Annotated in this window: 24 protein-coding genes and 1 pseudogene; 13 read left to right on the top strand and 12 right to left on the bottom strand. The window is 68.7% G+C overall.

Annotated features, from left to right (window positions below):
* The first annotated feature begins 1 nt into the window (after position 1).
* Positions 2-226, top strand: a complete 225-nt coding sequence (locus ON37_RS14100) for a hypothetical protein (protein ID WP_040719798.1) — start codon at positions 2-4, stop codon at positions 224-226.
* Between the two features lie 155 nt (positions 227-381).
* A complete protein-coding gene (locus tag ON37_RS14095; protein WP_040719796.1) occupies positions 382-1,029 on the top strand; it encodes a TetR/AcrR family transcriptional regulator in 648 nt (215 codons plus the stop codon).
* A 23-nt stretch (positions 1,030-1,052) separates the two neighbouring features.
* Here ON37_RS14095 and ON37_RS31760 read toward each other — a convergent pair.
* A pseudogene (locus ON37_RS31760) lies at positions 1,053-1,507 on the bottom strand (GMC oxidoreductase); the annotation flags it as partial.
* 173 nt (positions 1,508-1,680) lie between these two features.
* Here ON37_RS31760 and ON37_RS14090 point away from each other — a divergent pair.
* Positions 1,681-2,247 (top strand): TetR/AcrR family transcriptional regulator, encoded by a 567-nt coding sequence (locus tag ON37_RS14090; RefSeq protein WP_040719793.1) that lies wholly within the window; start codon positions 1,681-1,683, stop codon positions 2,245-2,247.
* Positions 2,248-2,285: 38 nt separating this feature from the next.
* On the opposite strand, the gene ON37_RS14085 is transcribed toward ON37_RS14090, so the two are convergent.
* Positions 2,286-3,296 (bottom strand): TIGR03617 family F420-dependent LLM class oxidoreductase, encoded by a 1,011-nt coding sequence (locus ON37_RS14085; protein WP_040719791.1) that lies wholly within the window; start codon positions 3,294-3,296, stop codon positions 2,286-2,288.
* 49 nt (positions 3,297-3,345) lie between these two features.
* The gene (locus ON37_RS14080; RefSeq protein WP_040719789.1) at positions 3,346-4,266 is read right to left on the bottom strand and encodes an SDR family NAD(P)-dependent oxidoreductase; all 921 of its coding nucleotides are present in this window, start codon (positions 4,264-4,266) and stop codon (positions 3,346-3,348) included.
* Positions 4,267-4,375: 109 nt separating this feature from the next.
* On the opposite strand from ON37_RS14080, the gene ON37_RS14075 reads away from it, so the two are divergent.
* The gene (locus tag ON37_RS14075; protein ID WP_040719787.1) at positions 4,376-4,555 is read left to right on the top strand and encodes a hypothetical protein; all 180 of its coding nucleotides are present in this window, start codon (positions 4,376-4,378) and stop codon (positions 4,553-4,555) included.
* A 16-nt stretch (positions 4,556-4,571) separates the two neighbouring features.
* Here ON37_RS14075 and ON37_RS14070 read toward each other — a convergent pair whose 3' ends face one another.
* Together ON37_RS14070 and ON37_RS14065 are read right to left on the bottom strand one after the other, a co-directional pair.
* Positions 4,572-6,374 carry a thiamine pyrophosphate-requiring protein gene (locus tag ON37_RS14070; RefSeq protein ID WP_040719785.1) on the bottom strand — a complete coding sequence of 601 codons (1,803 nt, stop codon included), beginning with the start codon at positions 6,372-6,374 and terminating at the stop codon, positions 4,572-4,574.
* A gap of 107 nt (positions 6,375-6,481) precedes the next feature.
* Positions 6,482-7,441, bottom strand: coding sequence for an SDR family oxidoreductase (locus tag ON37_RS14065; RefSeq protein ID WP_040719783.1), 960 nt, complete (start codon positions 7,439-7,441; stop codon positions 6,482-6,484).
* A gap of 277 nt (positions 7,442-7,718) precedes the next feature.
* Between ON37_RS14065 and ON37_RS14060 the strand changes: the two genes are divergently transcribed.
* The 5 genes from ON37_RS14060 to ON37_RS14040 all read left to right on the top strand — a co-directional run bounded on the left by ON37_RS14060 (position 7,719) and on the right by ON37_RS14040 (position 15,290).
* Positions 7,719-10,649 carry an FAD-binding and (Fe-S)-binding domain-containing protein gene (locus ON37_RS14060; protein ID WP_051031573.1) on the top strand — a complete coding sequence of 977 codons (2,931 nt, stop codon included), beginning with the start codon at positions 7,719-7,721 and terminating at the stop codon, positions 10,647-10,649.
* A 38-nt stretch (positions 10,650-10,687) separates the two neighbouring features.
* A complete protein-coding gene (locus ON37_RS14055; RefSeq protein WP_040719780.1) occupies positions 10,688-11,641 on the top strand; it encodes a TIGR03557 family F420-dependent LLM class oxidoreductase in 954 nt (317 codons plus the stop codon).
* Positions 11,642-11,678: 37 nt separating this feature from the next.
* Complete coding sequence (locus ON37_RS14050; protein ID WP_040719778.1) at positions 11,679-13,142, top strand: aminotransferase class I/II-fold pyridoxal phosphate-dependent enzyme; 1,464 nt, start codon at positions 11,679-11,681, stop codon at positions 13,140-13,142.
* 133 nt (positions 13,143-13,275) lie between these two features.
* On the top strand, positions 13,276-14,907 hold the full coding sequence (locus ON37_RS14045) for an ABC-F family ATP-binding cassette domain-containing protein (RefSeq protein WP_040719777.1): 1,632 nt from the start codon (positions 13,276-13,278) through the stop codon (positions 14,905-14,907).
* 140 nt (positions 14,908-15,047) lie between these two features.
* On the top strand, positions 15,048-15,290 hold the full coding sequence (locus ON37_RS14040) for a helix-turn-helix domain-containing protein (RefSeq protein WP_040719775.1): 243 nt from the start codon (positions 15,048-15,050) through the stop codon (positions 15,288-15,290).
* Here the strand turns inward: ON37_RS14040 and ON37_RS14035 are convergent, their stop codons facing one another.
* A complete protein-coding gene (locus ON37_RS14035) occupies positions 15,291-15,809 on the bottom strand; it encodes a PadR family transcriptional regulator (RefSeq protein WP_040719773.1) in 519 nt (172 codons plus the stop codon).
* 75 nt (positions 15,810-15,884) lie between these two features.
* Between ON37_RS14035 and ON37_RS14030 the strand changes: the two genes are divergently transcribed.
* Entirely contained in the window at positions 15,885-16,655 is a 771-nt protein-coding gene (locus tag ON37_RS14030; protein WP_040719771.1) for an alpha/beta fold hydrolase, read from the top strand.
* A 24-nt stretch (positions 16,656-16,679) separates the two neighbouring features.
* Here ON37_RS14030 and ON37_RS14025 read toward each other — a convergent pair whose 3' ends face one another.
* Entirely contained in the window at positions 16,680-17,180 is a 501-nt protein-coding gene (locus ON37_RS14025) for a cupin domain-containing protein (protein WP_040719769.1), read from the bottom strand.
* 70 nt (positions 17,181-17,250) lie between these two features.
* Between ON37_RS14025 and ON37_RS14020 the strand changes: the two genes are divergently transcribed.
* Positions 17,251-17,766: a MarR family winged helix-turn-helix transcriptional regulator gene (locus ON37_RS14020; protein ID WP_040719768.1), complete on the top strand. Its 516-nt coding sequence runs from the start codon at positions 17,251-17,253 to the stop codon at positions 17,764-17,766.
* Between the two features lie 2 nt (positions 17,767-17,768).
* On the opposite strand, the gene ON37_RS14015 is transcribed toward ON37_RS14020, so the two are convergent.
* The 5 genes from ON37_RS14015 to ON37_RS13995 form a co-directional block, all read right to left on the bottom strand.
* Positions 17,769-18,728 carry an MvdC/MvdD family ATP grasp protein gene (locus ON37_RS14015; protein ID WP_040719766.1) on the bottom strand — a complete coding sequence of 320 codons (960 nt, stop codon included), beginning with the start codon at positions 18,726-18,728 and terminating at the stop codon, positions 17,769-17,771.
* Between the two features lie 13 nt (positions 18,729-18,741).
* Positions 18,742-19,203 carry a hypothetical protein gene (locus ON37_RS14010; RefSeq protein WP_040719763.1) on the bottom strand — a complete coding sequence of 154 codons (462 nt, stop codon included), beginning with the start codon at positions 19,201-19,203 and terminating at the stop codon, positions 18,742-18,744.
* Between the two features lie 175 nt (positions 19,204-19,378).
* Positions 19,379-19,795 (bottom strand): acyl-CoA thioesterase, encoded by a 417-nt coding sequence (locus ON37_RS14005; protein WP_040719761.1) that lies wholly within the window; start codon positions 19,793-19,795, stop codon positions 19,379-19,381.
* 192 nt (positions 19,796-19,987) lie between these two features.
* A complete protein-coding gene (locus tag ON37_RS14000; RefSeq protein ID WP_040719759.1) occupies positions 19,988-20,554 on the bottom strand; it encodes a TetR/AcrR family transcriptional regulator in 567 nt (188 codons plus the stop codon).
* 178 nt (positions 20,555-20,732) lie between these two features.
* On the bottom strand, positions 20,733-23,534 hold the full coding sequence (locus tag ON37_RS13995) for an aconitate hydratase (RefSeq protein ID WP_040719756.1): 2,802 nt from the start codon (positions 23,532-23,534) through the stop codon (positions 20,733-20,735).
* A 271-nt stretch (positions 23,535-23,805) separates the two neighbouring features.
* Between ON37_RS13995 and ON37_RS13990 the strand changes: the two genes are divergently transcribed.
* Together ON37_RS13990 and ON37_RS13985 are read left to right on the top strand one after the other, a co-directional pair.
* Positions 23,806-24,426, top strand: coding sequence for an Rv1476 family membrane protein (locus ON37_RS13990; RefSeq protein WP_245553193.1), 621 nt, complete (start codon positions 23,806-23,808; stop codon positions 24,424-24,426).
* Between the two features lie 476 nt (positions 24,427-24,902).
* Positions 24,903-25,674, top strand: a 772-nt coding sequence (locus ON37_RS13985; protein WP_373282022.1) for a coiled-coil domain-containing protein, incomplete at its 3' end; no start/stop codon positions are given.

Here is a 25,674-nt window from a genome sequence, read left to right as displayed (position 1 = left end):
TGTGAGTATCAACGGCCTCTCGGTGGCCCAGCAGCGTGCCGCGCTGCGCCGGCTCGTGGTGATCTTCGGTGAACTGAATACCATCGTCGAACTCGCCGAGCACGGGTCGCCGGATCTACACGAGCACGCGGTGGTCGCCCGCGATCTGCTCGGAACTCTGGTGACCGAGGTCGCCCGCCCCGGCGGCGATCGCAGCTGTACGGCGGGAGCCGCGCTCCGGCGCTGAGCCGCCTGTCGCTCGCCGCGGCGTGGGATGCCCCGGGGCCGGCTGCGCGCACCTGCGATGCTGGGGCGTCGATGGTCCCGGAGCAGGCCCTCCGAGTGGCGCCCGGGCTAGGATGAGCGACCGGCCCTCGGGCGAGGGCCAGGCAGGAGGGTGCGATGGCGTCGAAGGCCGCCGGGCAGCGTCGCCGGCCGACGCAGGAGCGCGCGAAGGCCACCCGCGAGCACATCCTCGACACCGCGGCGCGGCTGTTCGGGGAGCGCGGAATCGTGAACACCTCGACCAACCGGATCGCCGCCGAGGCGGGACTGAGCATCGGCACCGTCTATCGCTACTTCTCCGATCGCACGGTGATCGTGGAGGAATTGCTCGCCCGGCTGCTCGAAACGATCGAGAAACGCGCCACCGAAAGCATTTTCGACCTGCCGGGCGCCTCGATGCACGAGCTGGCCGCCCGGCTGCTCGGCTCGATCGCCGACGAACTGGTGGCCAACGCACTGCTGGTGCGGGCGTTGGTGGCCGGCGTGCAGTTCTACAGCAGCGGGATCCCGGAGTTCGAACCACGCCTGCGGCTGCTGATCAAAGTGATGTTGATCCAGGTTCTCGGCCCCGGTGACGACCACGAATACGACGTGATGAGCTTCGTGGTGATCAACACCGGATTCTCCGCGGTCCTGCGCGCCTCCGCGGTGGAGATCGACGAGCGGCAGCGTCGCGACGCCATCGATATGACGGCTCGGATGATCGGCGCGTGGATCGACGCCGAGGTGGCCCGTCGCACACCGCAGCCCCTGCCCGGGCGCTGAGACTCGGCCGGAACGGTCTGGCACACGGTCCCGATATCGGTGGCCACGATCCGGTCGAGTGCGCGTCCGGCCACCGCGGCGATCGTCATCGACGGATTGCGGGCGGCGGTGCTGCCCGGAATCAGGGCGCCGTCGAGGACGTAGAGCCCACGCTGCCCGTGTACCCGGCCGTCGAGATCGCAGACCGGCCCCATCGCCGCCCCGCCGAGCGGATGCCAGGTGCTCGGGACCACGGCGTCGGTGTCCACCACGGTGCTGCCCGGTCCGGCGTTGGTGTGCACGCGGGCGGCGATGCGCTGCCGGAGTTCGGCCTCGGCGGGCCGGAGCACCGTCGCATCGTCGGCCGCCGCGTCGTAGCCGAGACGGCGGGCGTGATTCCGAAACCGATGAGCATGGTGGCGTGGGCGTCGGCGCCGACGGGAGGGAGCGATGCCTCGATGACCGTGTCGGCGCGCGTCGGGTTGTCCCATTCCTTACTGTGTGGACGAACTCGCCGCGCCCGTCGACTGCAACCCGTTTCACCGTGGCCGGCGAATCCGCCGGAACGCGAAACACCCACGCGCCGAACGGGTTCGAGGGCGACGGCGCGGCCCGGCCATAGCTGGGAGGAGCGCCGTCGGCCGATCGCGCGGGTGCGGTAACGTCACGGTGATGACCGCGTCACCCCGGGCCAATCGAGGGCCGAAAGTCGCCGCGGCGAACCGGAAGGCCTTGGTTCGCGCGGCGCGAGAGGTGTTCGCCGAGAACGGTTTCGACGCACCGCTCAGTTCGATAGCCCGGGCCGCGGGGGTCGGGCCCGGCGTCCTGTACCGGCATTTCCCCACCCGCGAATCGCTGATCCTCGCGGTGTTCGACGACAACATCGCGGCCATCGAAGAGGTGGCGAACCGGCCGGGCACCACGGCGGCGGAGCTGCTGGACTTCATCGTCGATCAGATCGCCGTCTCGGCCGGATTCATCGCGACCATCGACCCCACCGGCTTCGACGACCCCAGGCTGAACGAGGTGTCACGTCGGCTGGTCGATCTGATCGGCGCCAAACTCGCCGACCCCACCCGGCGCGGGACGCTGCGTCCGGAGCTGGGCGCCGACGATGTGGTGATGGCCCTGGCCATGCTGGCCGCGATCCTGATCAAAACCGAACTGCCGGACCGGAAGGCCACCGGCCGGCGCGCGTGGACGCTGCTGATGCGCGGTCTGTCCGGCGACCCGGCCTGACCCGGCCCGCGTCCGCGTCGGCGAGAGGGTCGCAGCGATCAGGGCAGAGCGTGCAGGCAGTGCACCAGTTCGGCGATCGCGGCCGGGTCGGGCTCGTAATGGGGGAAATAGCAGCAGATGTCGCGAGCGTAGTCGCCGAAGCGTTCCCGCGCCTGTACGGCGCAGTCGGCGGGCGAGCCGACCAGCGCGACGGCCCGCACCATCGGCTCGGTGATCAGCCCCCGCATCTCGGCGTACCGTCCCTGTTTCGACAGCGCGTTCAGGCGCGGCTGCAGGTCCTCCCAGCCCTCGACCTCGAGGACCGGTCGATACGCAGGGGTGGAGGCGTAGAACGCGATCAGCCGGGCGACCGCGTCGATCGCGGCTGCCACCTCGGCCGCGGTACGCCCCACCGCGACCATCGCCTGCGCCACGACGTCGAAATCGGTGAGATCGCGGCCGGAGTTCGCCAATCCGCGGGTCAGTGCGGGCACCGTGCGGTGGACGAAATGCGCGGTGGTGTTGAACGGCATGACCAGCAGCCCGTCGGCGACCTCGGCCGCGGTCCGGGTCATCACCGGACCGAGCGCCCCCATCAGCACCGGCGGCGCCCCGTATCCGGTCGGTCCGGGATCGAATGTGGGCGGCATGAGGGTATGGGTGAAGAATTCGCCCCGAAAGTCCAACGGCGCCTTTCCTTCCCAGGCCGAGAGGATGGCCTGCACGGCCGCCACCGATTCGCCGGTGCGCCGCGCCGGGCGGTCCCAGCGGCCGCCGTACCGCTTCTCGATGTGTACCCGGATCTGCGAACCCAGCCCGAGCCGGAATCGTCCCGCACTCAGCATCTGCAGGTCGTGCGCGGCGTGGGCCAGATGCAGCGGGCTGCGCGGGCCGGCGATCGCCACGTTGGTCATCAATTCCAGGCCGGTCCCGGCGGCGAGGACGAGCGGGACGAACACATCGTGCGGCCCCTCGAAGGAGAACACTCCGTCGGCGCCGACGGCGGCGATCGCGCGAGCGCTGTCGAGGGCGCGCAGCGGTGAACCCTCCACCTGCAGATGCACTTTCACGATTCGTCCTTCCGCCGGATCGCCTCACGCTAACGGATGGACCGGCGGCTCAGCGCCGATGTGGTGCGACGAGCTGGTCGGCGCACTCCCACAGCCGTGCTTCGCGGACCGGGTCGTAGGATTCGGGCGCGGAGTCGGCCACCCGGTCGCGGTCGATGTAGCTGCCGGTGGGTGCGGCCAGTTCTCCGATGACCACGGCGGCCAGTTGCTCGCCGGCGGTGCGCGCGGTGCCGGCCAGTGGCGTGGCGGTCAGCAGCGGCGCGATCCGGCGCACCGCGAAGCGGGACAGCGGCCCGGCGTCGCGGGCCAGATCGGTACCGGGCACGAAACCCGGGTTGTAGGAGAAGATGTCGATGCCGGCCGGAAGACGGCGGGCATACTCGTGGACGAGGTGGATCGCGGCCAGCTTGCTCGTCGAGTACGCGGTGCGGCCGGCGCGGGCACTGTCGGGGTGCGGGAAGGCGCGGGGGCGGGCCAGGACGTCGGGGGAGCGCCACTTCGGCCCCGGCACCATGCCGAGGTTGTGCCGCACATCGCCGAAATGCGTGTCGCTGACGGTGATCACGATGCGCGCGGGCACCGCGAAGCGGTCCTCGAGCAGGCGTAGCAGCAGATGATTGGCCAGCACGTTGACGGTAAAGGTGGCCTCCAGACCGTCCTCGGTCGCGGTGGTGTCGTTGGTGTACTGGATTCCGGCGTTGCCGACGAAACCGGTCAACGGCGGTACCTCACCGCGATCGAGCAGGTCGTGAATGCGGCGCGCGGCCGCGCCGACACTGGAGAGGGCGGCCAGATCGGCCTCTATCAGCGATACCGCATAGCCCTGGCCCGACAACTCGGCGCACAACCGGGTGCCGGCCGTGCCCCGGGCGATCACCAGCAGCCGGGTGTCGGGAGCAGTGCGCAGGATCCGTTCCGCGGCGAACCGGCCGATACCGCGGGTCACGCCGGTCATCACGAGGGTGTGCATGGAGACGACGGTAATACCGTTCGGCGCGCCGGGCGCGAATCGCGTGAGGTGGCCAGTACTTCCGCGGTGGCTCTGTCGAGGCGGGCCGCTTCATCGCAGACTGGGCGGTATGACCACCTTGTTGATCATCGCCGTCGTCGCGGCCGTGGCCGCCGGCATGTTCGACAGCGTCGCGCCGTACGGGGACCGCGAGCAGTTCCGGCGCGCGCTGCGGCGAGCCCGGCATTCGCTGACCGACTGGGCCGCCGCGTGCGAATGCCCGCACCGCGTGCCGGAACCGGACCGATAACCACTGGGCGGCAGCGTTATTCGCCGCCGCCCCGGCGCCCGGGCAGGATCTCCTGCGCCTTGGTCTTCATCCCCTGGGTGATCAGATGCCAGGCGTTCGGATCGCCGCGCAGCACCGATTCCGCGGTGGCCTTCATCTGATCCCAGGTGGCGTGCGGCGGGATCGGCGGTACCTCGGGATCGCAGCGCACATCGAGCACCGTGGGCCGATCCGCCGACAGTGCGCGTTGCCACGCCCCGGCCAACTGATCCGGATCATCGACCTCGATCGCCGCCAAGCCGAAGCAGCGCGCCGCCTCGGCGTACGACAGGTCCGGAATCGATTGCGAATCCTCGAATTTCGGCGCACCACCCATGGCACGCAGCTCCCAGGTGACCTGGTTGAGGTCGTTGTTGTGGAAGACGCAGATCACCAGCCGCTTGTCGCTCCATCGGTCGGTGTAGCGCGCGATGGTCAACAGTTCCGCGAGCCCGTTCATCTGCATCGCGCCGTCGCCGACCAGCGCGATCACCGGTCGGTCCGGATGGGCGAACTTCGCTCCGATGGCATACGGCACGCCCGGGCCCATGGTGGCCAGCGTGCCCGACAGCGACCCGCGCATGGTGCCGTGGAATTTCAGGCAGCGGGCGTACCAGTTGGTGGACGACCCGGAATCGGCGGTGACGATCGCGTTGTCCGGAATCTGCTGGGACAGCTCCCACACCACCCGCATCGGGTTGACCGGCTTCGCCGTCAGCATCGCCTGCCGTTCCACCGTCTCCCACCAGCGCGACACGTTCGCTTCCACGGTCTCGCGCCAGGAGCGATCCGCCACCGGCTTCACCAGTGGAATGATCTCGGCCAGTGTGGCTTTCGCGTCACCGACCAGATTGACCTCGGTCGGGTAGCGCATCCCGATCATGGTGCCGTCGATATCGATCTGCACGGCCCGGGCCTGATCCAGCGGGGGCAGGAACTGGCTGTAGGGGAAGTTGGAACCGACGATGACGAGCGTGTCGCAGTCGCGCATCAGTTCGTAACTGGGGCGGGTGCCGAGCAATCCGATCGTTCCGGTGACGAACGGCAGATCGTCGGGCAGCACATCCTTGCCGAGCAACGCCTTCGCGACGCCGGCGCCGGTGATCTCGGCGAGCTCAGTCACCTCCCGGGCCGCCGAGCGGGCGCCCTGGCCGACCAGGATCGCCACCTTGGACCCGGCGCTGATGACCTCGGCGGCGCGCTCGATCTCCGAACGCGCCGGCACCACGACCGATTGCAGATGGTCCGGCGGGCTCGACGGCACCTGCTTGAACTCGTGCTGCGGCGGCTCGTAGGGCTCCTCCTGCAGATCCGCCGGAATGATCACCGCGGTCGGCGCATGCCGTGTCCACGCGGTGCGGATGGCCCGGTCGAGCGCGTTGGGCAGCTGTTCGGCGACATTGACCTCGACCAGATATTCGGAGGCCACATCCTTGTAGAGGCTCTGCAGGTCGATCTCCTGCTGGTAGCTGCCGCCCATCGCACTGCGCGCGGTCTGGCCGATGATCGCCACCACCGGGACGTGATCGAGTTTGGCGTCGTAGAGACCGTTGAGCAGATGGATCGCACCGGGACCGGAGGTGGCCATGCACACTCCGACCTCACCGCTGAACTTGGCGTAGCCGGTCGCCTCGAACGCCGCCATCTCCTCGTGGCGGGCCTGGACGAACGTCGGCCGCTTCTCGGTACGGCCGAAGGCGGCGACCAGGCCGTTGATACCGTCACCGGGATAGGCGAAAACCTGTTTCACACCCCACTCGTTGAGCCGGGCCACGACATAGTCACCAACCTGTTGCGCCATATCCTCTCCTGTCCTGTGCGGGTCGACCTCGCGGGAATGCCCGACGTGCCCTGGTCGCGGGGCGGATACCCGCGGGCGGCGAACTCAACCTCGACCGGGGCGGGCGGTCATCGCCCGGTCACGCGGTGCACGGAATCGGCCACCGATTCCACCCAGCGGGCCAACCATGCCTGCGGGCTGTGCCGGTGGGCGCGGCCGTCGAATTCGCCGTGCGCACCGAAATCGTGACCGTCGGTGTCGTCGAGCGGCTGCCAGAGGTTGTCGGCCCGGTCGGTCTCGTCGGCGTCGGTCTGCTGCGAGTCGTAGCCGGTGCGAGCCAGATAGCGGTCCAGGACGGCCGGGGCCAGCCGTTGCCCGACAACGGTGCCGACCGTACTCGCGCCCACCCAGTACTGTTTGCGCCGCGGATGCGCGGCCGCGAAGGCCACGGTGTCGGCGACCACCTCCGGCTGGTAGATCGGCGGTACCGGCTGCGGTCGCTTCGGCAATCGCGAACGCACCCAAGAGAATTGGGGCGTATTGACGGCCGGTGCCTGCACGATCGTGACGTGCACGTCGCTGTGTTCGTGCATCAGCTCGACTCGCACCGCCTCGAGAAAGCCGTTGACCGCGTGTTTGGCGCCGCAATAGGCCGACTGCAGCGGGATCGCCCGCTCACCCAGTGCGGACCCGACCTGCACGATGGTGCCGCGATTGCGCGGGCGCATCCGGGCGAGCGCGACCATGACCCCGTGCACCGAACCCAAGTACGTCACCTCGGTGACGCGGCGGTATTCCGCGGCGGTGATCTCGGTGAAGGGAGCGAAGACCGAGGTGAACGCCGAGTTCACCCAGATGTCGATCGGCCCCCACTGCTCCTCGACGCGATCGGCGGCCGCCGCCACGGCGGCGAAATCGGCGACGTCGGTGGGAATCGTCAGCGCGCGCCCGCCCGCCTCCCGTACGTCGCGTGCCGCCGCGTCCAGTCCCGCGCGTCCGCGCGCCAACAGGGCGACCCGGGCGCCGTCGGCGGCGAAGCGGCGGGCGCAGGCTCGCCCGATTCCGGCACTGGCCCCGGTGATCACCACGACCGGTGACTGTTCACTCACTCGCTCTCCTTTCCGCATGCATGCCGCGGCCCGCCGTCGATGCCGTCGGCGGGCGTCGTGCCGCGTCGCTCCTGCGACGTACCCGCGTGCCGAGCGGATATGCGCAGCCGAAAGGGTCGCGGAATCGGCTGGAAGACGTCCGATTCGGCCCGTGTGACCGGTAGCCGACCCGGGTATGTCGGCGGTGTCCGGCCGGGCCCATCGACGTGGGTAACGGTCGCGTACCTCGTAGTTCCGATCACGACAGGGGTGCCGCATGACGACGATTCCGGACCGATCGACTCGCCGCGCTTCGACCCGAGACCGATGGCCGCTGCAGGCGCTCGAGTCGGCACTGCGCGAGGCGGTGGACGGCGAGGTCCGGTTCGATTCGGGCACGCGCGCCACCTATTCCACGGATGCGTCCAACTACCGCGCCCTGCCGCTCGGTGTCGTCGTCCCGCGCACGCCGGAGGCCGCCGCCGCGGCCGTACGGATCTGCCACGAGCACGACGTTCCGCTCCTGTCCCGCGGCGGCGGCACCAGCCTCGCCGGACAGAGCTGCAATACCGCGGTCGTGATCGACTGGACCAAATACTGTCGCCGGGTACTCGAGGTGGACACCGCGGCGGCGACCGTCACGGTCGAACCGGGCATCGCCCTCGACGCGCTGAACGAGGAATTGGCCCCGACCGGACTGATGGTCGGTCCGAAGCCGTCCACCCACGTCAGCTGCACGATCGGCGGCATGATCGGCAACAATTCCTGTGGGTCCACCGCGCAGGCCTACGGCAAGATGGTCGATTCGGTGCGGCGGCTGGAGATCGTCACCTACGACGGTCTGCGCACCTGGGTCGGCGGTGCGGACCTGATCCCCGGCGTGAACCCGGAGGCCGACGAGCTGGTACGCGGGCTGCGGGAGATCCGCGACCGCTACGCCGACGACATTCGCGCCGCCTATCCGGAAATCCCCCGGCGGGTTTCCGGATACAACCTGGACGCGCTGCTGCCCGAGCGCGGCTTCGACCTCGCGAAATTCCTGGTCGGCAGCGAGAGCACCCTGGTGACCGTGCTGCGCGCGGAAATCCAGCTGGTACGGCGTCCGGCCGCGAAGGCGATGGCCGTCCTCGGGTTTCCCGACGTCTACCACGCCGCCGACGCGGTATCTCAGATCCTGCCGCACGATCCGGCCGCGCTGGAGGGGCTGGACCATCGGCTCGTCGAACTCGAGCACAGTCAGCGGCTCGCCGAACAGGCCATCGCGCAACTGCCCGACGGCAAGGCCTGGCTGATGGTGCAGTTCGACGGTGACGATCAGCAGCAGGCCGATGCCCGCGCGCAGAAGATGATCGCCGATCTGGAACGCGCGACCGGGGCCACCTCGACCATCCTCGACGACCCCGACCGGGAGGCGGAGGTGTGGGCCGCACGCGAGGCGGGCCTGGGCGCGACCGCCTATCCGCCGGACAGCCCCGAAACCCACGAGGGCTGGGAGGACGCCGCGGTGCCGCCGGACCGGCTCGGCGACTATCTGCGCGACTTCGAGGCGCTGCTGGACCGGTTCGGCTACCAATCCAGTTCGCTCTACGGACATTTCGGGCACGGCTGTGTGCACACCCGGATCCCGTTCGATCTGCGCACCGCCGAGGGAATCGCCCGCTATCGCCGCTTCGTGGAGGAGGCCGCGCGCCTGGTGAGCCGCTACGGCGGATCGCTGTCCGGCGAACACGGCGACGGGCAGTCGCGGGCGGAGCTGCTGCCGATCATGTTCGGCGACCGGGTCGTCCGCGCCTTCGAAGAGGTCAAAACGCTGTTCGACCCACGCAATCGAATGAATCCCGGCAAGGTGGTGCGGCCGCACCGGCTCGACGCCGACCTGCGCCAGGGCAGCGACTACCGGCCGTGGGAACCGGTGACGCACTTCGCCTTTCCCGAGGACGACCATCGCTTCAGCGAGGCCGCGGGCCGCTGTGTCGGGGTGGGGAAGTGCCGGGGCGAAAGCAGCGGGGTGATGTGCCCCAGCTACCGCGCGACCCACGAGGAGGAACATTCCACCCGCGGGCGGGCCCGCTTGCTGTTCGAAATGCTGCAGGGCGAGGCGATCACCGACGGGTGGCGCTCCACCGAGGTGCGCGACGCCCTCGATCTGTGCCTGGCCTGCAAGGGCTGCCGCAGCGATTGCCCGGTCGATGTGGATATGGCGACCTACAAGGCGGAGTTCCTGTCCCACCACTACGCGCACCGGATCCGCCCGATGGCGCACTACTCGATGGGCTGGATTCCGCTGTGGGCGCGGCTCGGGACCGCGATGGCGCCGCTGGCCAACGCGGTCACCCACACCCCGGGTCTGCGCCGGCTGGTCTCGGCCCTCGGCGGTATCGATCGGCAGCGCGAGATGCCCCGTTTCGCGCGGACACGATTCACCGAAAAGTTCCGCGGCCGAACCGGTTCCCCGACCGGCGAGCGGGGCACGGTGCTGCTGTGGCCCGATACGTTCACCAACAACTTCGAGCCGGCGATCGCCGAGGCGGCGGTGACGGTACTGGAGGCGGCGGGTTTCTCGGTCGTCGTGCCCGAGCGGGCCGTCTGTTGCGGGCTCACCTGGATTTCGACCGGCCAGCTGCCGACGGCGAAGCGGGTGCTGCGCCGGACCCTGCGGACCCTCGCGCCGCAACTGCGCGACGGCACGCCGATCGTGGTGCTCGAACCCAGCTGCGCGGCCGTCTTCCGCGCGGATCTGCCCGAGTTGCTCTACGGCGACGAGGACGCGCACCGGCTGGCCGGCCAGACCTATACGGTGGCCGAACTGCTGGCCGAGCGCGCGCCGGATTGGCGCCCACCGCACGTGGACGCGGCGGCCATGGTGCAACCGCACTGCCACCATCACGCCATCCTGCACTACGACCGCGACCGCGAGCTACTGTCGTCCACCGCGGCCGAAGTCGACGTCCTGGATGCCGGATGTTGTGGTCTGGCAGGCAATTTCGGTTTCGAACGCGGTCATTACGAGGTGTCGGTGGCCTGTGCGGAAGACAAGCTGCTGCCCGCGGTCCGCGGCCGCGCCCCGGGCACCCTGGTGCTCGCCGACGGATTCAGCTGCCGTACCCAGATCCGGCAGCTGCAACCCGATGCCGATCCGCATCACGCGGTGGAACTGCTGGCCGCGGCCCTGTCCGGCCGGCCCCTGGAACCGAACGCGAAACGCTGAGGCCGAATACCACCACCGCGGCTGGGTAACCGCCGGGCATGGCCGCAATCGGATACTTTCTCGCAAGTGAGCAATTCGGCCCGAAGGAGCTCGTCGAGCAGGCGAAGCGTGCCGAACAGGCCGGTTTCGAGAAGCTGTGGATCTCCGACCACTTTCATCCGTGGAACGACGCGCAGGGGCACAGCCCGTTCGTCTGGGGAACCATCGGCGCGCTCTCGGAGGCGACCTCGCTGCCCGTCACGACGGCGGTGACCTGCCCCACCGTGCGCATCCATCCGGCGATCATCGCGCAGGCCGCCGCCACCGCGGCGGTCCAGCTGGAGGGCCGTTTCGTACTGGGCGTCGGCAGCGGTGAGGCACTCAACGAACACATCTTCGGCGATCCGTGGCCCGCGCCGGGCGAACGGCTGCGCATGCTGGCCGAGGCCGTGGAACTGATCCGCCGCCTGCACCGCGGCGATGTCGTGACCCACCGAGGTGAGTACTACCGGGTCCAGGAAGCGCGCATCTACACCCTGCCCGAGCGGCCGGTCCCGATCTACATCTCCGGATTCGGCCCGCAGGCAACCGAATTGGCCGCGCGCATCGGCGACGGCTACTGCACCAGTATCCCGGACCGGGAGCTGGTCGAGCTGTTCCGCGACAGCGGCGGCGGCTCCAAACCGGTGCAGATGGGCACCAAGGTGAGCTGGTCGGCCGACGAGGAATCCGGGGTGGACGCGGCGCACCGGCTCTGGTCCAACGAACTGCTGCCCGGTCAGCTGCCGCAGACCCTGCCTCGGCCCGCCGATTTCGAGGCCGCGATGTCGCTGCTCGACCGGGAGGCCTCGCGTCGCCAGTTCGCGGCCGGGCCGGACCCGGACCGGCACATCGAACAGCTGCGCGGCTGCCTGGACGCCGGTGCCGACGAACTCTACGTCGGGCAGATCGGCCCCGACCTGGACGGCTTCTTCACCGCTTACGAGAAGGACGTGCTGCCGGCGCTGCGCTGAGCGCGGCTACGGCACCACCACGCAGAGAGGCGAAACCATGGACCATTCCCGGGCCCCCGTTCTCGACGCACTGGCCGACTATCGCGCCCTCGGACGCTACGGATTCACCCCGCCCGGACACCGCCAGGGCGCGGGTGCCGACCCGCGCGTGCGCGAGGTGCTCGGTGGCGCGCTGGCGGCCGACATTCTCGCCACGCCCGGCCTCGACGATCGGCTCTCGCGAGGCGGATATCTGAACGAGGCCGAGGAGCTGATGGCCGACGCGGTGGGCGCCGACGTGGCGTTCTTCTCCACCTGCGGAAGTTCGCTGTCGGTCAAGGCTGCCATGCTCGCGGTCGCCGGTGGTGTGGACGGCGGGCTGATCGTGGGCCGCGACAGCCACAAATCGATCGTGGCCGGACTGATCTTCTCCGGCGTACGTCCGCGCTGGGTGACCCCGCGCTGGGACGCCGAGCGCCACTTTTCGCACCCGCCGTCGCCGGAGCAGGTGGAGCGGGCCTGGGCCGACCACCCGGACGCCGCCGGTGCCTTGATCGTCAGCCCCAGCCCGTACGGCACCTGCGCCGATATCGCCGGCATCGCGGAGGTCTGTCACCGGCGCGGTAAGCCCTTGATCGTGGACGAGGCGTGGGGGGCGCATCTGCCGTTCCACCCGGACCTGCCCACCTGGGCGATGGATGCCGGCGCCGACGTGTGTGTGGTGAGCGTGCACAAGATGGGCGCCGGATTCGAACAGGGATCCGTCTTCCACGTGCAGGGCGATCTGGTCGACACCGACCGGCTGAAACTGTGCGCGGAACTGCTGACCACCACCAGCCCGAACGTGCTGCTCTACGCCGCGATCGACGGCTGGCGGCGGCAGATGGTCGAAGACGGTGAGAAATTGCTCACCGATGCCCTGCACACCGCCGAGCGCGCCCGCACCGAGCTCGACCGGATTCCCGGCATCTCGGTGATGGCCGACGAGCTGCTCGGTGTCGAGGCCTCCCACGACCTGGACCGCATGCAGGTGCTGATGGACGTATCCGCCACCGGCGCAACGGGTTACGTGATCGCCGACTGGTTGCGGGAGCACCGTCGCATCGATATGGGCCTCAGCGATCACCGCCGGATTCTGGCGACGTTGTCGATGGCCGACGACGCCGACACCATCGACGCCCTGGTCGACGCCCTCAGCGCGTGGCGGGTCCAGTACCGGGGCGAGGGGTCGCGTCCGGCCGATATCCGGGTGCCGAGCCCGAGCGAGCTGCAATTGCAGTCGGTGATGAACCCGCGCGAGGCGTTCTTCGGGCCCCAGGAGGTCGTCCCGTTCGAGGAATCGGTCGGCCGCATCGCCGCCGAGCAGGTCACTCCCTACCCGCCCGGGATTCCGGTGATCGTGCCCGGTGAGCTGATCGACGCCGCGGTCGTCGACTATCTGCGGTCGGGCCTGGAGTCGGGTATGAACGTGCCCGACCCGGCCGATCCCAGCCTGCGGACACTCCGGGTGGTCGCCCGCTGACCCGCGCCCGGTTGCTCCGCGGTGTGCGCGATTCGTCGGCTCCCGTCGGCGGCCGGTAAAATGGGTGGTTCTGGTGTGTCCGAGGGATGCACAATCGAACCGTTTACCACCCTTACCGTGCTAGGAGACTGTTGTGATCACCGCGACCGACCTGGAGGTCCGGGCCGGAATCCGCACCCTGCTCACCGCGCCGGGTTCGGCGCTGCGGGTGCAGGCCGGTGATCGTATCGGTCTGGTCGGCCGCAACGGCGCGGGAAAGACCACGACGTTGCGCATTCTGGCCGGTGAGGGAGAACCCTACGCCGGCAAGGTGATTCGGTCGGGGGAAATCGGCTACCTGCCGCAGGATCCGCGCGAGGGCAACCTCGACGTGCTCGCCCGTGACCGGGTGCTGTCGGCGCGCGGACTGGACAAGCTGATCCGCGATATGGAGAAGCAGCAGGCCCTGATGGCCGAGGTCGTCGACGACGCCGAACGCGAGAAGGCGGTGCGCAAGTACGGTCGCTTGGAGGAGCGCTTCTCCGCACTGGGCGGCTACGTCGCCGAGAGCGAGGCGGCGCGCATCTGCCACAGCCTCGGTCTGCCGGACCGGGTACTGGGGCAGGCGCTGCGCACGCTGTCCGGCGGCCAGCGCCGCCGGATCGAACTGGCCCGCATCCTGTTCAGCGCCTCCGACGGCTCCGGCGGCAAATCCGACACCACGCTGCTGCTCGACGAGCCCACCAACCACCTCGACGCCGACTCGATCACCTGGCTGCGCGGCTTCCTGCAGAACCACGACGGCGGGCTGATCGTCATCTCCCACGATGTGGACCTGCTCGCCGACGTGGTGAACAAGGTGTGGTTCCTCGACGCGGTGCGCGGTGAGGCCGACATCTACAACATGGGCTGGAAGAAGTACCTCGACGCCCGCGCCACGGACGAACAGCGCCGGCGCCGCGAACGCGCCAATGCCGAGAAGAAGGCGTCGGCGCTCAAGGCGCAGGCCGCCAAACTCGGCGCCAAGGCGACGAAAGCCGTTGCGGCCCAGAATATGATCAAACGCGCCGAGCGCATGCTCGCCGAGGCCGACGAGGTGCGCGTGGCCGACAAGGTGGCGCGGATCAAGTTCCCGGAACCGGCCGCCTGCGGCAAGACGCCGTTGATGGCGGAGAACCTCACCAAACTCTACGGCTCGCTCGAGATCTTCACCGGCGTGAATCTGGCGATCGATCGCGGATCACGGGTGGTGGTGCTGGGCCTCAACGGTGCCGGTAAGACGACGTTGCTGCGTCTGCTGGCCGGAGTGGAGACACCCACGGCCGGTGGTCTGGTCCCCGGGCACGGGCTGAAGATCGGCTATTTCGCCCAGGAACACGACACCCTCGACGACAACGCCACCGTGTGGGAGAACATCCGGCACGCGGCGCCCGACGCGGGGGAGCAGGACCTGCGCGGCCTGCTCGGCGCATTCATGTTCACCGGTCCGCAGCTCGATCAGCCGGCCGGCACCCTGTCCGGTGGTGAGAAGACGCGGCTGGCGCTGGCCGGGCTGGTGTCCTCGGCGGCGAATGTGCTGCTGCTCGACGAGCCGACCAACAACCTGGATCCCGTGTCCCGCGAGCAGGTGCTCGACGCGCTGCGTAGCTATGCGGGCGCGGTCGTCCTGGTCACCCACGATCCGGGTGCGGCCGAGGCGCTGAATCCGGAACGGGTGATCATGCTGCCCGACGGGACCGAGGATCACTGGTCGCAGGACTATCTGGAGCTCATCCAGCTGGCCTGAGCGGGGCGGACGCCTTCCGGCGACGCGCCGGACACGCCGAAATATCCTCGCAATCGGTGAGTTTCATCACAGTGAGGCGTTGATCACTGCCGGTCGAGCCTCTAGCCTGGAGTGAGGCTGCACGGCGACCGGAGGAAGCCATGAGTGACAGGCCCGCACAGGGGAAGTCGACGTTGGGTAAAGGCACGCGCGTCACGGGCAAGTCGCGCGATCGGCTGCAGACCCAGCTGAAGAAGCAATACGAGGCGGGTGCCAGCATCCGATCGCTGGCGCGGGAAACCGGCCGTTCGTACGGTTTCATCCACAACGTGCTCGTGGAGTCGCATGTGCAGCTCCGCAGCCGCGGTGGCGCCAATCGCCGGAAGGCGACGAGTAAGGCCTGATCACTCGTTTTCGAGTGCGGCGATCTCCGCGCGCAGCCACTGCTTGTCCGCGCGGCGGGTCGCCGCGGCCAAGGTGAGCATGCCGCGCCGGAATCGGTCGGTCATGTCCGCGGCACGCAGTGGCCGCCCGTCTTCGTAGAAGTAGCTCGCGGGCTGTTCGTAGAACGCGAGCCGACGCCGCAGCACGGCCACCTGGTCCCGACGGTCGGGCAGATAGCCGAGGAAGGCCAGCAGGGTCAGGAAGCTGTCGCGGTCGGTGATCTCCACCTCGGCGGGCTCCCGGAGCCGGCGCAGCAGTTCCGCGCGACCCGCCTCGGTCAGTGACAGCGTGTGGCGGGTGGAGCCCGCGTCCGGCTGTTTGGTGAGCAGTCCGGCAGTGCGGAGCCGATTGAGGGCCGGATAGAGCGCGCCGTCGCTGACCGGCCGGATATGCCCGGAGAGCCCCGAAATCCGTTGTCGCAGTTCGTAAGCGTGCATCGGCCGCTCGAACAGGAACCCGAGGATGCTCAACTCCAGCATGCGCTCACTCTAACGTCCGGACCTGCACGTGACTCGGATTGTCTCTATTCGAGACTCTCGATTAGAGTGTCGCTCATGCTCGATTATCTGACGACCCCCGAAGGATTGCGCCTGGCCTATGTCGACTCCGGCGGCGCCGGGCGGCCGCTGCTGGTGCTGCACGGGGCGTTCGGTTGCGGTCGGTCCTGGATGCCGTTGGCGCAGCGGATGGGCCGGCGCATCATCGCCCCCGATCAGCGCGGTCATGGTCGCTCCGATCGCGCCGGCGACTACTCACGCGAGGCATTCCTGCGCGACACCGTGGCCGTGATCGAACGACTCGACCTCGCTCCGGTGACGATCATCGGGCACTCGCTGGGGGCGATCAACGCCTATCAACTCGCCGCGCGGCGGCCCGAGCTCGTGGAATCCTTTGTGGCCCTGGACTTTCCGGTGGTGGCGGGTGAGTTCCCCGATCCCTGGCTGGCGGAGCTGCCGCCCCGGTTCGACAGCCTGTCCCAGATGCGCGAGGCGATCGCGCGGCTGGTGGCCCTGGGCGCGCCGTTTCATTTCCTGGAAAGTGCGGTGGAGGACGAGCGCGGCTGGCGCTTCCGCTGGCATGCCGAGGACATGGTCGCGGTGAAGCGCGGCGTGGTCGGCGACTGGTGGGCGGACTGGACCGCCAGCAGTCAGCACGCCCTGCTGCTGCTGGGCGGAACCAGCCCGGTCGTTCCGGCGGCGCACGCCGACGCCATGGTTGCGAGGCGCCCGAATACCCACTGCGCGGTGATCGAGGGGGCGGGGCACGACCTGTACCTGACCCACGTGGACGAGGTGGCGGCGCGGATCGGGGCGTTTCTGGCCTGAGTTGTTGCCGGGCCGCCACGGGAATCAGGACCGGTGGGCGTTGCGTTCGGCCCACCAGGCCGGTGCGTCGACGAAATGATTGTCGTATTCGTCCTGGGTGGCCGCCAATTCGGCGAGGGTCGCCTCGCCGGCGGCCACTCGCTCCAGCAGTCGGAAATAGCCGAAGCGGTGGACGGCCGGCGTCAGCGCGATGAGGATCCGGGCGGGGGAGCCGGGGGCCGCGCCGAACGCGTGCGGCATGAACTTCGGGACGGTGATCGCGCCGCCCGCGCCCACGGTGCGGATCTCGTCACCGGCCAACACCTGGAGTTCTCCGTCGGCGACGTAGAACAGCTCGTCGGAGCGGGTGTGGTAGTGCGGGGTCGCGCCATCGGCCCCGGGGGCCATCGTCACCTCGAGGGTGCTGACGCTGCCGCCGGTGCGATCGGAGTCCAGAAGCAGGCGCATGGTGACCGTATCGGTGCTGCGAACCTCGGCTTCGCCGGGCTGCACGACGGCGGCGGGGATGCGGGGCAACGTCGACATCGAAACCTCCAAATAGTTCGATAGTTGATAATTCGCTACCTAACTATATCCCGTCGAATAGAATCTGTCCATGGCCGGACAACACAACGATGCGGTGGATGCGATCGTGGCGCAGTGGCAGCGCGAACGCCCCGATCTCGATCTGGCGGCGATGGCGATCATCGGACGCCTGGGGCGTGTGCATCTGCTCGCGGAACGCGCGATCGAAGCGGTGTTCACCGACCACGGATTGCAGCGTGGTGAATTCGATGTCCTTGCGGCGCTTCGGCGTTCCGGCGAACCGTTCGAACTGACACCGTCCGTGCTGGCCGACACCCTGATGCTGTCGCGGGCCGGGATGACGGGGCGGTTGGACCGGCTGGAGGCCGCGGGACTGGTTCGCCGCGTCGCGGATCCGGCCGACCGCCGGGCGGTGCGGGTCGCGCTCACGCCGGCCGGAAGGGCGCTGGTCGACGAGGTGGTGACCGCCCATACCGAGAACGAAACGCGATTGCTGTCCGTGCTGTCCGACCGCGACCGCGACGAATTGGACCGGCTCGCGCGCCTGCTGCTGGCCGGCCTGGAGCGCGAGTCCGCCGATCGGTAGCGTCAGTCCGCCACCATGGCGTCACCGCACACCAGATAGTGGGCGAGACTGGCGAAGATCGGCAGACCCGTTTTGATCTCCAGGTAGGCGAACTGGCCCTGCGGATTCACCTCGAGGAAGTAATATTCGCCGTCGAGCCCGAGCCGGATGTCCAGCACGCCGAAGACCAGGCCGAGTGCGCCCATCACCGTCGTCAGCGACTTGCTGACCGAGGCCGGCAGCCGCGCGGGCGCGAAATCCACCGAGGTGTCCAGCCGCGAATCCACCCAGCCGGCACCGGCTTGGGAGTCGATGCGCACGGCCCACTCGACACCGTCGATCCACACCACGCGCAGATCGCATTCGGCCTCGATGTAGTCCTGGAAGGTGGTCGGCGCCGAGCGGATGGTGTCGAGCCGGTCGATGTCCTCGGCGCCGATGATGCGGGTCGCGGAGAATTCGGCCCGTCCGGTGCCGGTGCGCTTGCAGATCACCGAACCACTGCGGGAGTCGACGAAACCGCGGGCCTCGTCCGGATCGTTGGTGATCAAGGTTTCCGGGATGGCGAATCCGCTGCGTCGTGCGGTGTCGAGCTGCACGATCTTGCGGGTGGCCGTGCGGTCGGCACCGGGATCGTTGACCCAGACGGCCGGGATCGACCACAGCAGGCCCTGAAGGAACCCGTCGCACTCGGCCTGGCGGAAGTCGTCGTCGCCGTCGAGGAATCCGCCCGGCACGCGACATCGGTGCGGGCGTCGCCACCATACGGCGGTCACGTCGTCGAGTCCGGACAGATGCGACAGCGATCGCACCGCGCCCGCACGGTCGAGCCGAAAACTCCCGGTCTCCGCCGGAAAGTCACGCATATCGAGACGAATCGGATTGAGCCCATAGGCTTTTCGCAGAGTCGAGGCCATCGCATCGGCGTGCAGATCGTCGGCTTCCGAGACGATCAGCACCGCACCCGGCGCACGGGCACTCATTCCGGTCGGTCCTTCAGTCGAGACTGTCGCACGCCGTCCCGTCGTCGCTGCCACCACCGCTGTGGGTGTGGCTGTAGCTCACCGTGGCACCGGCGGCGCCGGGGACCGTCCGTACCCGCAGCCGGCGGGCCCACTGCTCGGTGAGGCGGGCGAGCGCATCGTCGCCTACCGCGGGGCCGGGCCGCGGCGGCAGGGTCAGCGGGCGCTCGGTGAGGTGGATCCGGCGACGCTGCGTGAAATCCGCTGTGGCACCGGGGCGTATCCACACCTGTACCGCGCGTTCGGAGCCGGCGGGGGAGGGCTCGAGCCACTGCAGGATGTCGCGGCGGTCGAGGGTCCACACGCCCTCGGCGACTCGGATACTGACGGTGTCGCTCGATTCGGCGACCAGGCGGCCGGACAGCGGCGGTGCCGACCGGCGTGGATCGGTCCGCGGCCGGGTGCTGCCGGGCGCCGGGCGGCGGGCATCGTTCATGGGCTGGACTCCGATCTGCTCGCGATTTGCCCCGGAAGTCGAGCGTGAACAGGATCATAGCCCCCGCCGCTACCCCACCGGCCCGCAACGAAAGATTTCCGGTGCGTTCTCCGCCGATCGTCGCGGACTCGGAAAACCCTATCGCCGAAAGATATTCGGTTGAGCTGTCAACGCCTCACAGCCCGAGCACATCGGGCGATTCCGCGAGTTCGAGAAACCGTTCGCTCGGATTCGGCACGAGTTTGCGCGCGTCGAGATCCATGAGTCCGAGCACGACGGTGAATTCGGCGGAGACCGTACCGTCGATCTTGACGATGCGCTGATCCATCCGGAACGCCTTGCCGCTACCCCAGCGGCATTCGCAGGTGACGCTGATCTCGTCACCGAGATGCAGTTCGCGCAGATATTTGACCGTGGATTCCAGGACCACCGGGCCGAGCCCGGACAGTCGCATCTTGTCCGGAACCAGGCCGGCCGCGCGCAGGACCTCCCAGCGGGCGTGCTCGGCGTACTGGTGATACACGGCCTGGTTCAGATGGCCGTTGACATCGAGTTCGTAACCGCGGACGGTGACGGGCACGGAAAAGGTCATACCTGGCCGAACCCCGGCTGTGTTCCCGGTATTTCCGAAGCCACCGTGGGATCGGTCACCGCGGCCGTGCCGCCTACATCAGTTTGCCGCGTCGGACAGGTTCCGGATAAGTCACATCGCGTCGCAATTGCCTGTCGGGTCGGCGGTCACCGTGTCGATGGTCGCGTTGTTCGGCAGGATCCGGCGCATGGGTCACTCCTTGCGGCGTACCGATGCCTCGACGAGATCCAATACGGCGGTGAGGTTTTCGTTGACATGGCCGGAGGCGATGCGGGCGATGAGGCCGTCCAGGACCAGGTCCAGATAGCCGAGCAGCACGTCCGTGGGCACATCGTCGCGCAGCGCGCCCGCGGCCTTGCGGCGCTCCAGCCGGGCGAGGGTGGCCGCGGTCAGCTCGGCGGAGCGCTGGGTCCAGCCCGCGGCGAATTCCGGATCGGTGCGCAGCCGGCGCGCGATCTCGAGCCGGGTGCCCAGCCAGTTGTACTGTTCGGGGTTGTCGAGCATCTCGCGCATGACCTGCACGATGCCCTCGTTGGCCGCGACTTCGGCCATGCGTTCGGCATCCTCCTGGGCCAGCGCGAGGAACAGCGCGTCCTTGTCCCGGAAGTGGTGGAAGATCGCGCCGCGGGACAGGCCGATCGCCTCTTCCAGGCGGCGGACGGTGGCGCCCTCGTACCCGAATTCGGCGAAACACCGCCGCGCCCCGTCCAGAATCTGGCTGCGCCGCGCGGCGAGGTGATCGTCACTGACCTTGGGCATGGGCTCCTCCAGCGGGAATGCACGGACCCCCGCGCCGGTGCGACCCGGCGCGGGGGTTGTCACAGTACGAGCGTGGTGCGCGTTGATCCTCGGCGGCGCAACGATATTCGTACCGGGCCCGGCTGGCCATCGGTGGCCGGGCCCGGTACGACGACGCACCGCGCGATGTGTCGGCCGATCAGCCGCGGATCATGTTGCGCAGCACGTACTGCAGGATGCCGCCGTTGCGGTAGTAGTCGGCCTCACCGGGGGTGTCGATCCGCACGACCGCGTCGAACTGGATCTTCTCGCCGTTCTCCTTGGTCGCGGTGACCTTCAGGGTCTTCGGCGTGACGCCCTCGTTCAGCTTGGTGATGCCCTCGATGTCGAACACCTCGGTGCCGTCCAGGCCCAGCGACTTGGCCGACTCACCCGCCGGGAACTGCAGCGGGATGACGCCCATGCCGATCAGGTTGGAGCGGTGGATGCGCTCGAACGACTCGGTGATGACCGCCTTGACGCCCAGCAGGCGGGTACCCTTGGCCGCCCAGTCGCGCGAGGAGCCCGAACCGTACTCCTTGCCGCCCAGCACGACCAGCGGGATGCCGGCCTTCTGGTAGTTCTGCGAGGCGTCGTAGATGAACGCCTGCGGGCCGCCCTCCTGGGTGAAGTCGCGGGTGTAGCCACCCGAGACATCGTCGAGCAGCTGGTTGCGCAGCCGGATGTTGGCGAAGGTGCCGCGGATCATCACCTCGTGGTTACCGCGCCGCGAGCCCAGGGAGTTGTAGTCCTTGCGCTCCACGCCGTGCGCGTCGAGGTACTGCGCCGCCGGGGTGCCCGGCTTGATCGGACCGGCGGGGGAGATGTGGTCGGTGGTGACCGAATCGCCCAGCAACGCAAGCACGCGGGCGCCCTTGATGTCCTCGACCGGAGCCGGCTCGAGCTCCATCCCGTCGAAGTACGGCGCCTTGCGGACGTAGGTCGAGTTCTCGTCCCACGCGAAGGTGTCACCGGACGGGGTGTTCAGGTTCTGCCAGCGCTCGTCGCCCTTGAAGACGTCGGCGTAGGACTTGCGGAACATGTCCTGGCTGATCGCCGACTTGATGGTGTCGTCGATCTCCTGGGGCGACGGCCAGATGTCGCGCAGGAACACGTCGTTGCCCTCGGTGTCCTTGCCCAACGCGTCGTGCTCGAAGTCGAAGTCCATCGTGCCCGCGAGCGCGTAGGCGATGACCAGCGGCGGCGAGGCCAGGTAGTTCATCTTCACGTCGGGGGAGATGCGGCCCTCGAAGTTGCGGTTACCGGACAGCACCGCGGTGACCGACAGGTCGTTGTCGTTGACCGCCTTGGAGATCTCCTCCGGCAGCGGGCCAGTGTTGCCGATGCAGGTGGTGCAGCCGTAACCGCCCAGGTAGAAGCCCAGCTTCTCCAGGTACGGCCACAGGCCGGCCTTCTCGTAGTAGTCGGAGACGACCTGCGAACCCGGCGCCATGTTGGTCTTCACCCACGGCTTGCTCGACAGGCCCTTCTCGACGGCGTTGCGGGCCAGCAGCGCCGCGCCGATCATGACCGACGGGTTGGAGGTGTTGGTGCAGGAGGTGATACCCGCGACCACGACGGCACCGTGATCGAGGACGAAGTCACCGCGCTCCTCGGAGTGCACCTTGACCGGCTTGGTCGGGCGGCCCTGGGCGCCGTTGGCGGCGGACTGGACGTCGACCGCGCCGTCGTCGGCGAACGACAACGCCGCCGGATCCGACGCCGGGAAGGTCTCCTCGACCGCCTCGTCGAGCTTGCTGTGCTCGGCCGGCAGGTTCTCCTCGACGTAGTTGTGGATGTCCTTGCGGAAGGCGGTCTTGGCCTCCGACAACAGGATTCGGTCCTGTGGGCGCTTCGGGCCGGCGATCGAGGGCACCACGGTGCTCAGGTCGAGCTCGAGGTACTCGGAGTAGGCGGGCTCGTGCGCGGGGTCGTGCCACATGCCCTGTTCCTTGGCATAGGCCTCGACCAGGGCCAGCTGCTCGTCCGAGCGGCCGGTCAGACGCAGGTAGTTGATGGTCTCCTCGTCGATCGGGAAAATCGCCGCGGTGGAACCGAATTCGGGGCTCATGTTGCCCAGGGTGGCGCGGTTGGCCAGCGGCACCTCGGCCACGCCGGCGCCGTAGAACTCGACGAACTTGCCGACCACGCCGTGCTTGCGCAGCATGTCGGTGACGGTGAGCACGACGTCGGTGGCGGTGACGCCCGGCTGAATCTCACCGGTGAGCTTGAAGCCGACCACGCGCGGGATCAGCATCGAGACCGGCTGGCCCAGCATGGCGGCCTCGGCCTCGATACCGCCGACGCCCCAGCCCAGCACGCCCAGACCGTTCACCATGGTGGTGTGCGAGTCGGTGCCGACGCAGGTGTCGGGGTAGGCCTGGCCGTTGCGGACCATGACGGTGCGGGCCAGGTACTCGATGTTGACCTGGTGCACGATGCCGGTGCCCGGGGGGACGACCTTGAAGTCGTCGAAGGCGCCCTGGCCCCAGCGCAGGAACTGGTAGCGCTCGCCGTTGCGCTCGTACTCGAGTTCCACGTTGCGCTCGAAGGCGTCGGCGCGGCCGAAGACGTCGAGGATGACCGAGTGGTCGATGACCATCTCGGCGGGGGAGAGCGGGTTGACCTTGTTCGGGTCGCCGCCCAGGGTGGTGACGGCCTCACGCATGGTGGCGAGGTCGACGACACAGGGCACGCCGGTGAAGTCCTGCATGATCACGCGGGCGGGGGTGAACTGGATCTCGATACTCGGCTCCGCCGACGGATCCCAGTTGGCGATGGCGCGAATGTGGTCGGCGGTGATGTTCGCGCCGTCCTCGGTGCGGAGCAGGTTCTCCGCCAGGACCTTCAGGGCGTAGGGCAGCTTCTCGGTGCCGGGCACGGCCGAGAGGCGGAAGATCTCATAGGAGTTGCTTCCGACCTCGAGGGTGCCCTTGGCGCCGAATGTATCGATACTTGTCATACGTTCAGCTCCACTCGTCGGTGTTCCGTCGGGGCGCGTGCGGGCCCCGTGGGTGGCCGCCGGCGGGGCTGCGCCGGCGGCGGTGCTCGAGGACGCTTTCGGGCTGCGCGCCTCGTACTTCCGAACTCTAACAGTACGCTTGTCCTAAGAAGCGTGCGGGGCACGTCCGGCGCGGCGTGCCGTCATCCATGATGCCCCCGTCGCGTACTGTGCTCGCAGGCCCCGTCGGAGTTGTCGCCTCCGATGTGCCGGCCAGGTGTGTGTTGATCACGTGAATGTGTTGGACGCCCGTCGCTGGAGTCGGCGGCTCGACAAGACCGGATGGAAGATGACCGTCTCGTATGCCTCGGTTTTCACCCCTATGGCCGCGGAGCTACCGCCGAATACCGACGTCGACGCCATCCTGCTGGATCTGGCCGACAATCATGTAGCCGCGCCGGAGGGCAAGGATCAGGACAAGCTCGCCGCGATCGCCGAGCAGGCGCGAGCGCACGGTATCGACCTGAACATCGTGGTGGTGCAGGGAAATCCCGGCCGCGACTCGGAATTGCGGGATCTGGCGACCACGGTCGGCAAGAGTGAGCACGGCACCGTCGTGGTGTTCAGTGACGACTGGATCGGGACCTACAGCGACTCGATCCACCGGGCCCGCCTGGAGTGGGCCGAGGACAAGGCGAAGTACCAGGGCGGGCACACCGCGACGGCGGCTCAGATCTTCGTCGACCGGCTGGAGAAGCCGGAGCAGGTGTCGTGGACCGCGATCACCGCGGTGCTGTTGGCGGGCGTCGTCGCAGTCATCGGCGGCTTGTATGTCGTCAAATCCCGCCGGGCGGCGCGCGAGGGCGCCGCGACCGACCGTGCTCCCGTCGATGCTCCGGGCGGCTCGCGGTAGCGACGCCGCCACGGTGCCCGCCACCGTGATGCTGGGGAGTCGCGGGAGATCGCCTGCGGGCGTCTCCTGAATGATATCGACCGAATGGTCTTGTTTCTTCCGGTGAAACTGAACGCCTGGTTTGTTTTCTCCCTGGATCCCCTACGAGCAGTCAGCAAATATTGAGCAACCCAAAAATTACCGGCGTGTGATTTGTCGTCCGATGTTTCCTCTGTGAAGGAAGTGTCGTACGGTTTCGAGGTGGCACTCTTGGGGAAGAAGTGTCACATGGGCCTCCAGCGTCGCTCGAGGGCAGATGGGCCGTTGGTGCTCGTGCGGCGGCGCCTTGGCCGGTCGCCCAGCGCAGTCCTGGCGAATATCGACTCGCCGGGAGTCGCAGTGGGATCCAGGGAGGTGTGATGCGGATATCGGCGAGGCGGCTCGGGGGCGCCGCGAAGGTCGCTGTAGGATTGCTCTTATGCGGAATCGCGCTGACGGTGACCGCTCCGCTCGTGGCCGCCGTGCCGCCGCCCCCGCCCAATCCGAGCGACGGTGACATCGCCTCGGCGGGCGCGCAGGTGGCAGCCGGAGTCGACGAGGTCAGCGGATTGATCAACCAGGTCGCCACCGCCGACCAGCAACTGGCTCAACTCGACACCGAGGTCGCCGGAAAGCGTGAGGCGGTGAACAAGGCGCTGGTCGATCTGCAGAACGCCCGCGACGCGGCCGATGCCGCCGCGGCCACCGTCGCCGCGACCCAGCGCGATCTGCAGACCGCGGGCATCCAGGTGCACCAGGCGCAGGGAAAATTCGACGAATTCGCGGTCGACGCCTACACCCATCCGGGCTCCACCTCGATGGTGAACTACCTCGCCGGGTCCGATCCGGCGGCCGCTCTCGACCGCGCCGACCTGCTCGGGATGGCTTCCAAGAACCAGCAGGCCGCCATCGACGGGTTGCGCCGCGCGCAGGTCGAGCAGGCCAACAAGGATTCCGCCGCACGGCAGGCGAAGCAGACCGCCGACGCCGCGGCGGCCGAGGCGCAGCAGAAACAGGAGCAGGCCCAGGCCGCGGTGGCGGCCGCCAAAGCCGCCCTCGACGATCAGGCGCAGAAGCGTAACGCGCTGATGGCGCAACGGGATTCGGCCCAGCAGAAGCTCGATCAGGCCAGGTCCACGGTGGCGGGCCTGCAGGGACAGCGCGACGCGTATCTGGCGTGGGACCGGCAGCGCCGTGCCGAGGTCGCCGCCGCCCAGGCCGCCGCGACCG

It is taken from the genome of Nocardia veterana NBRC 100344 (assembly GCF_000308855.1).
In the GTDB taxonomy this organism is placed as follows: domain Bacteria; phylum Actinomycetota; class Actinomycetes; order Mycobacteriales; family Mycobacteriaceae; genus Nocardia; species Nocardia veterana.
This window is presented reverse-complemented; position numbering and strand designations above follow the sequence as displayed.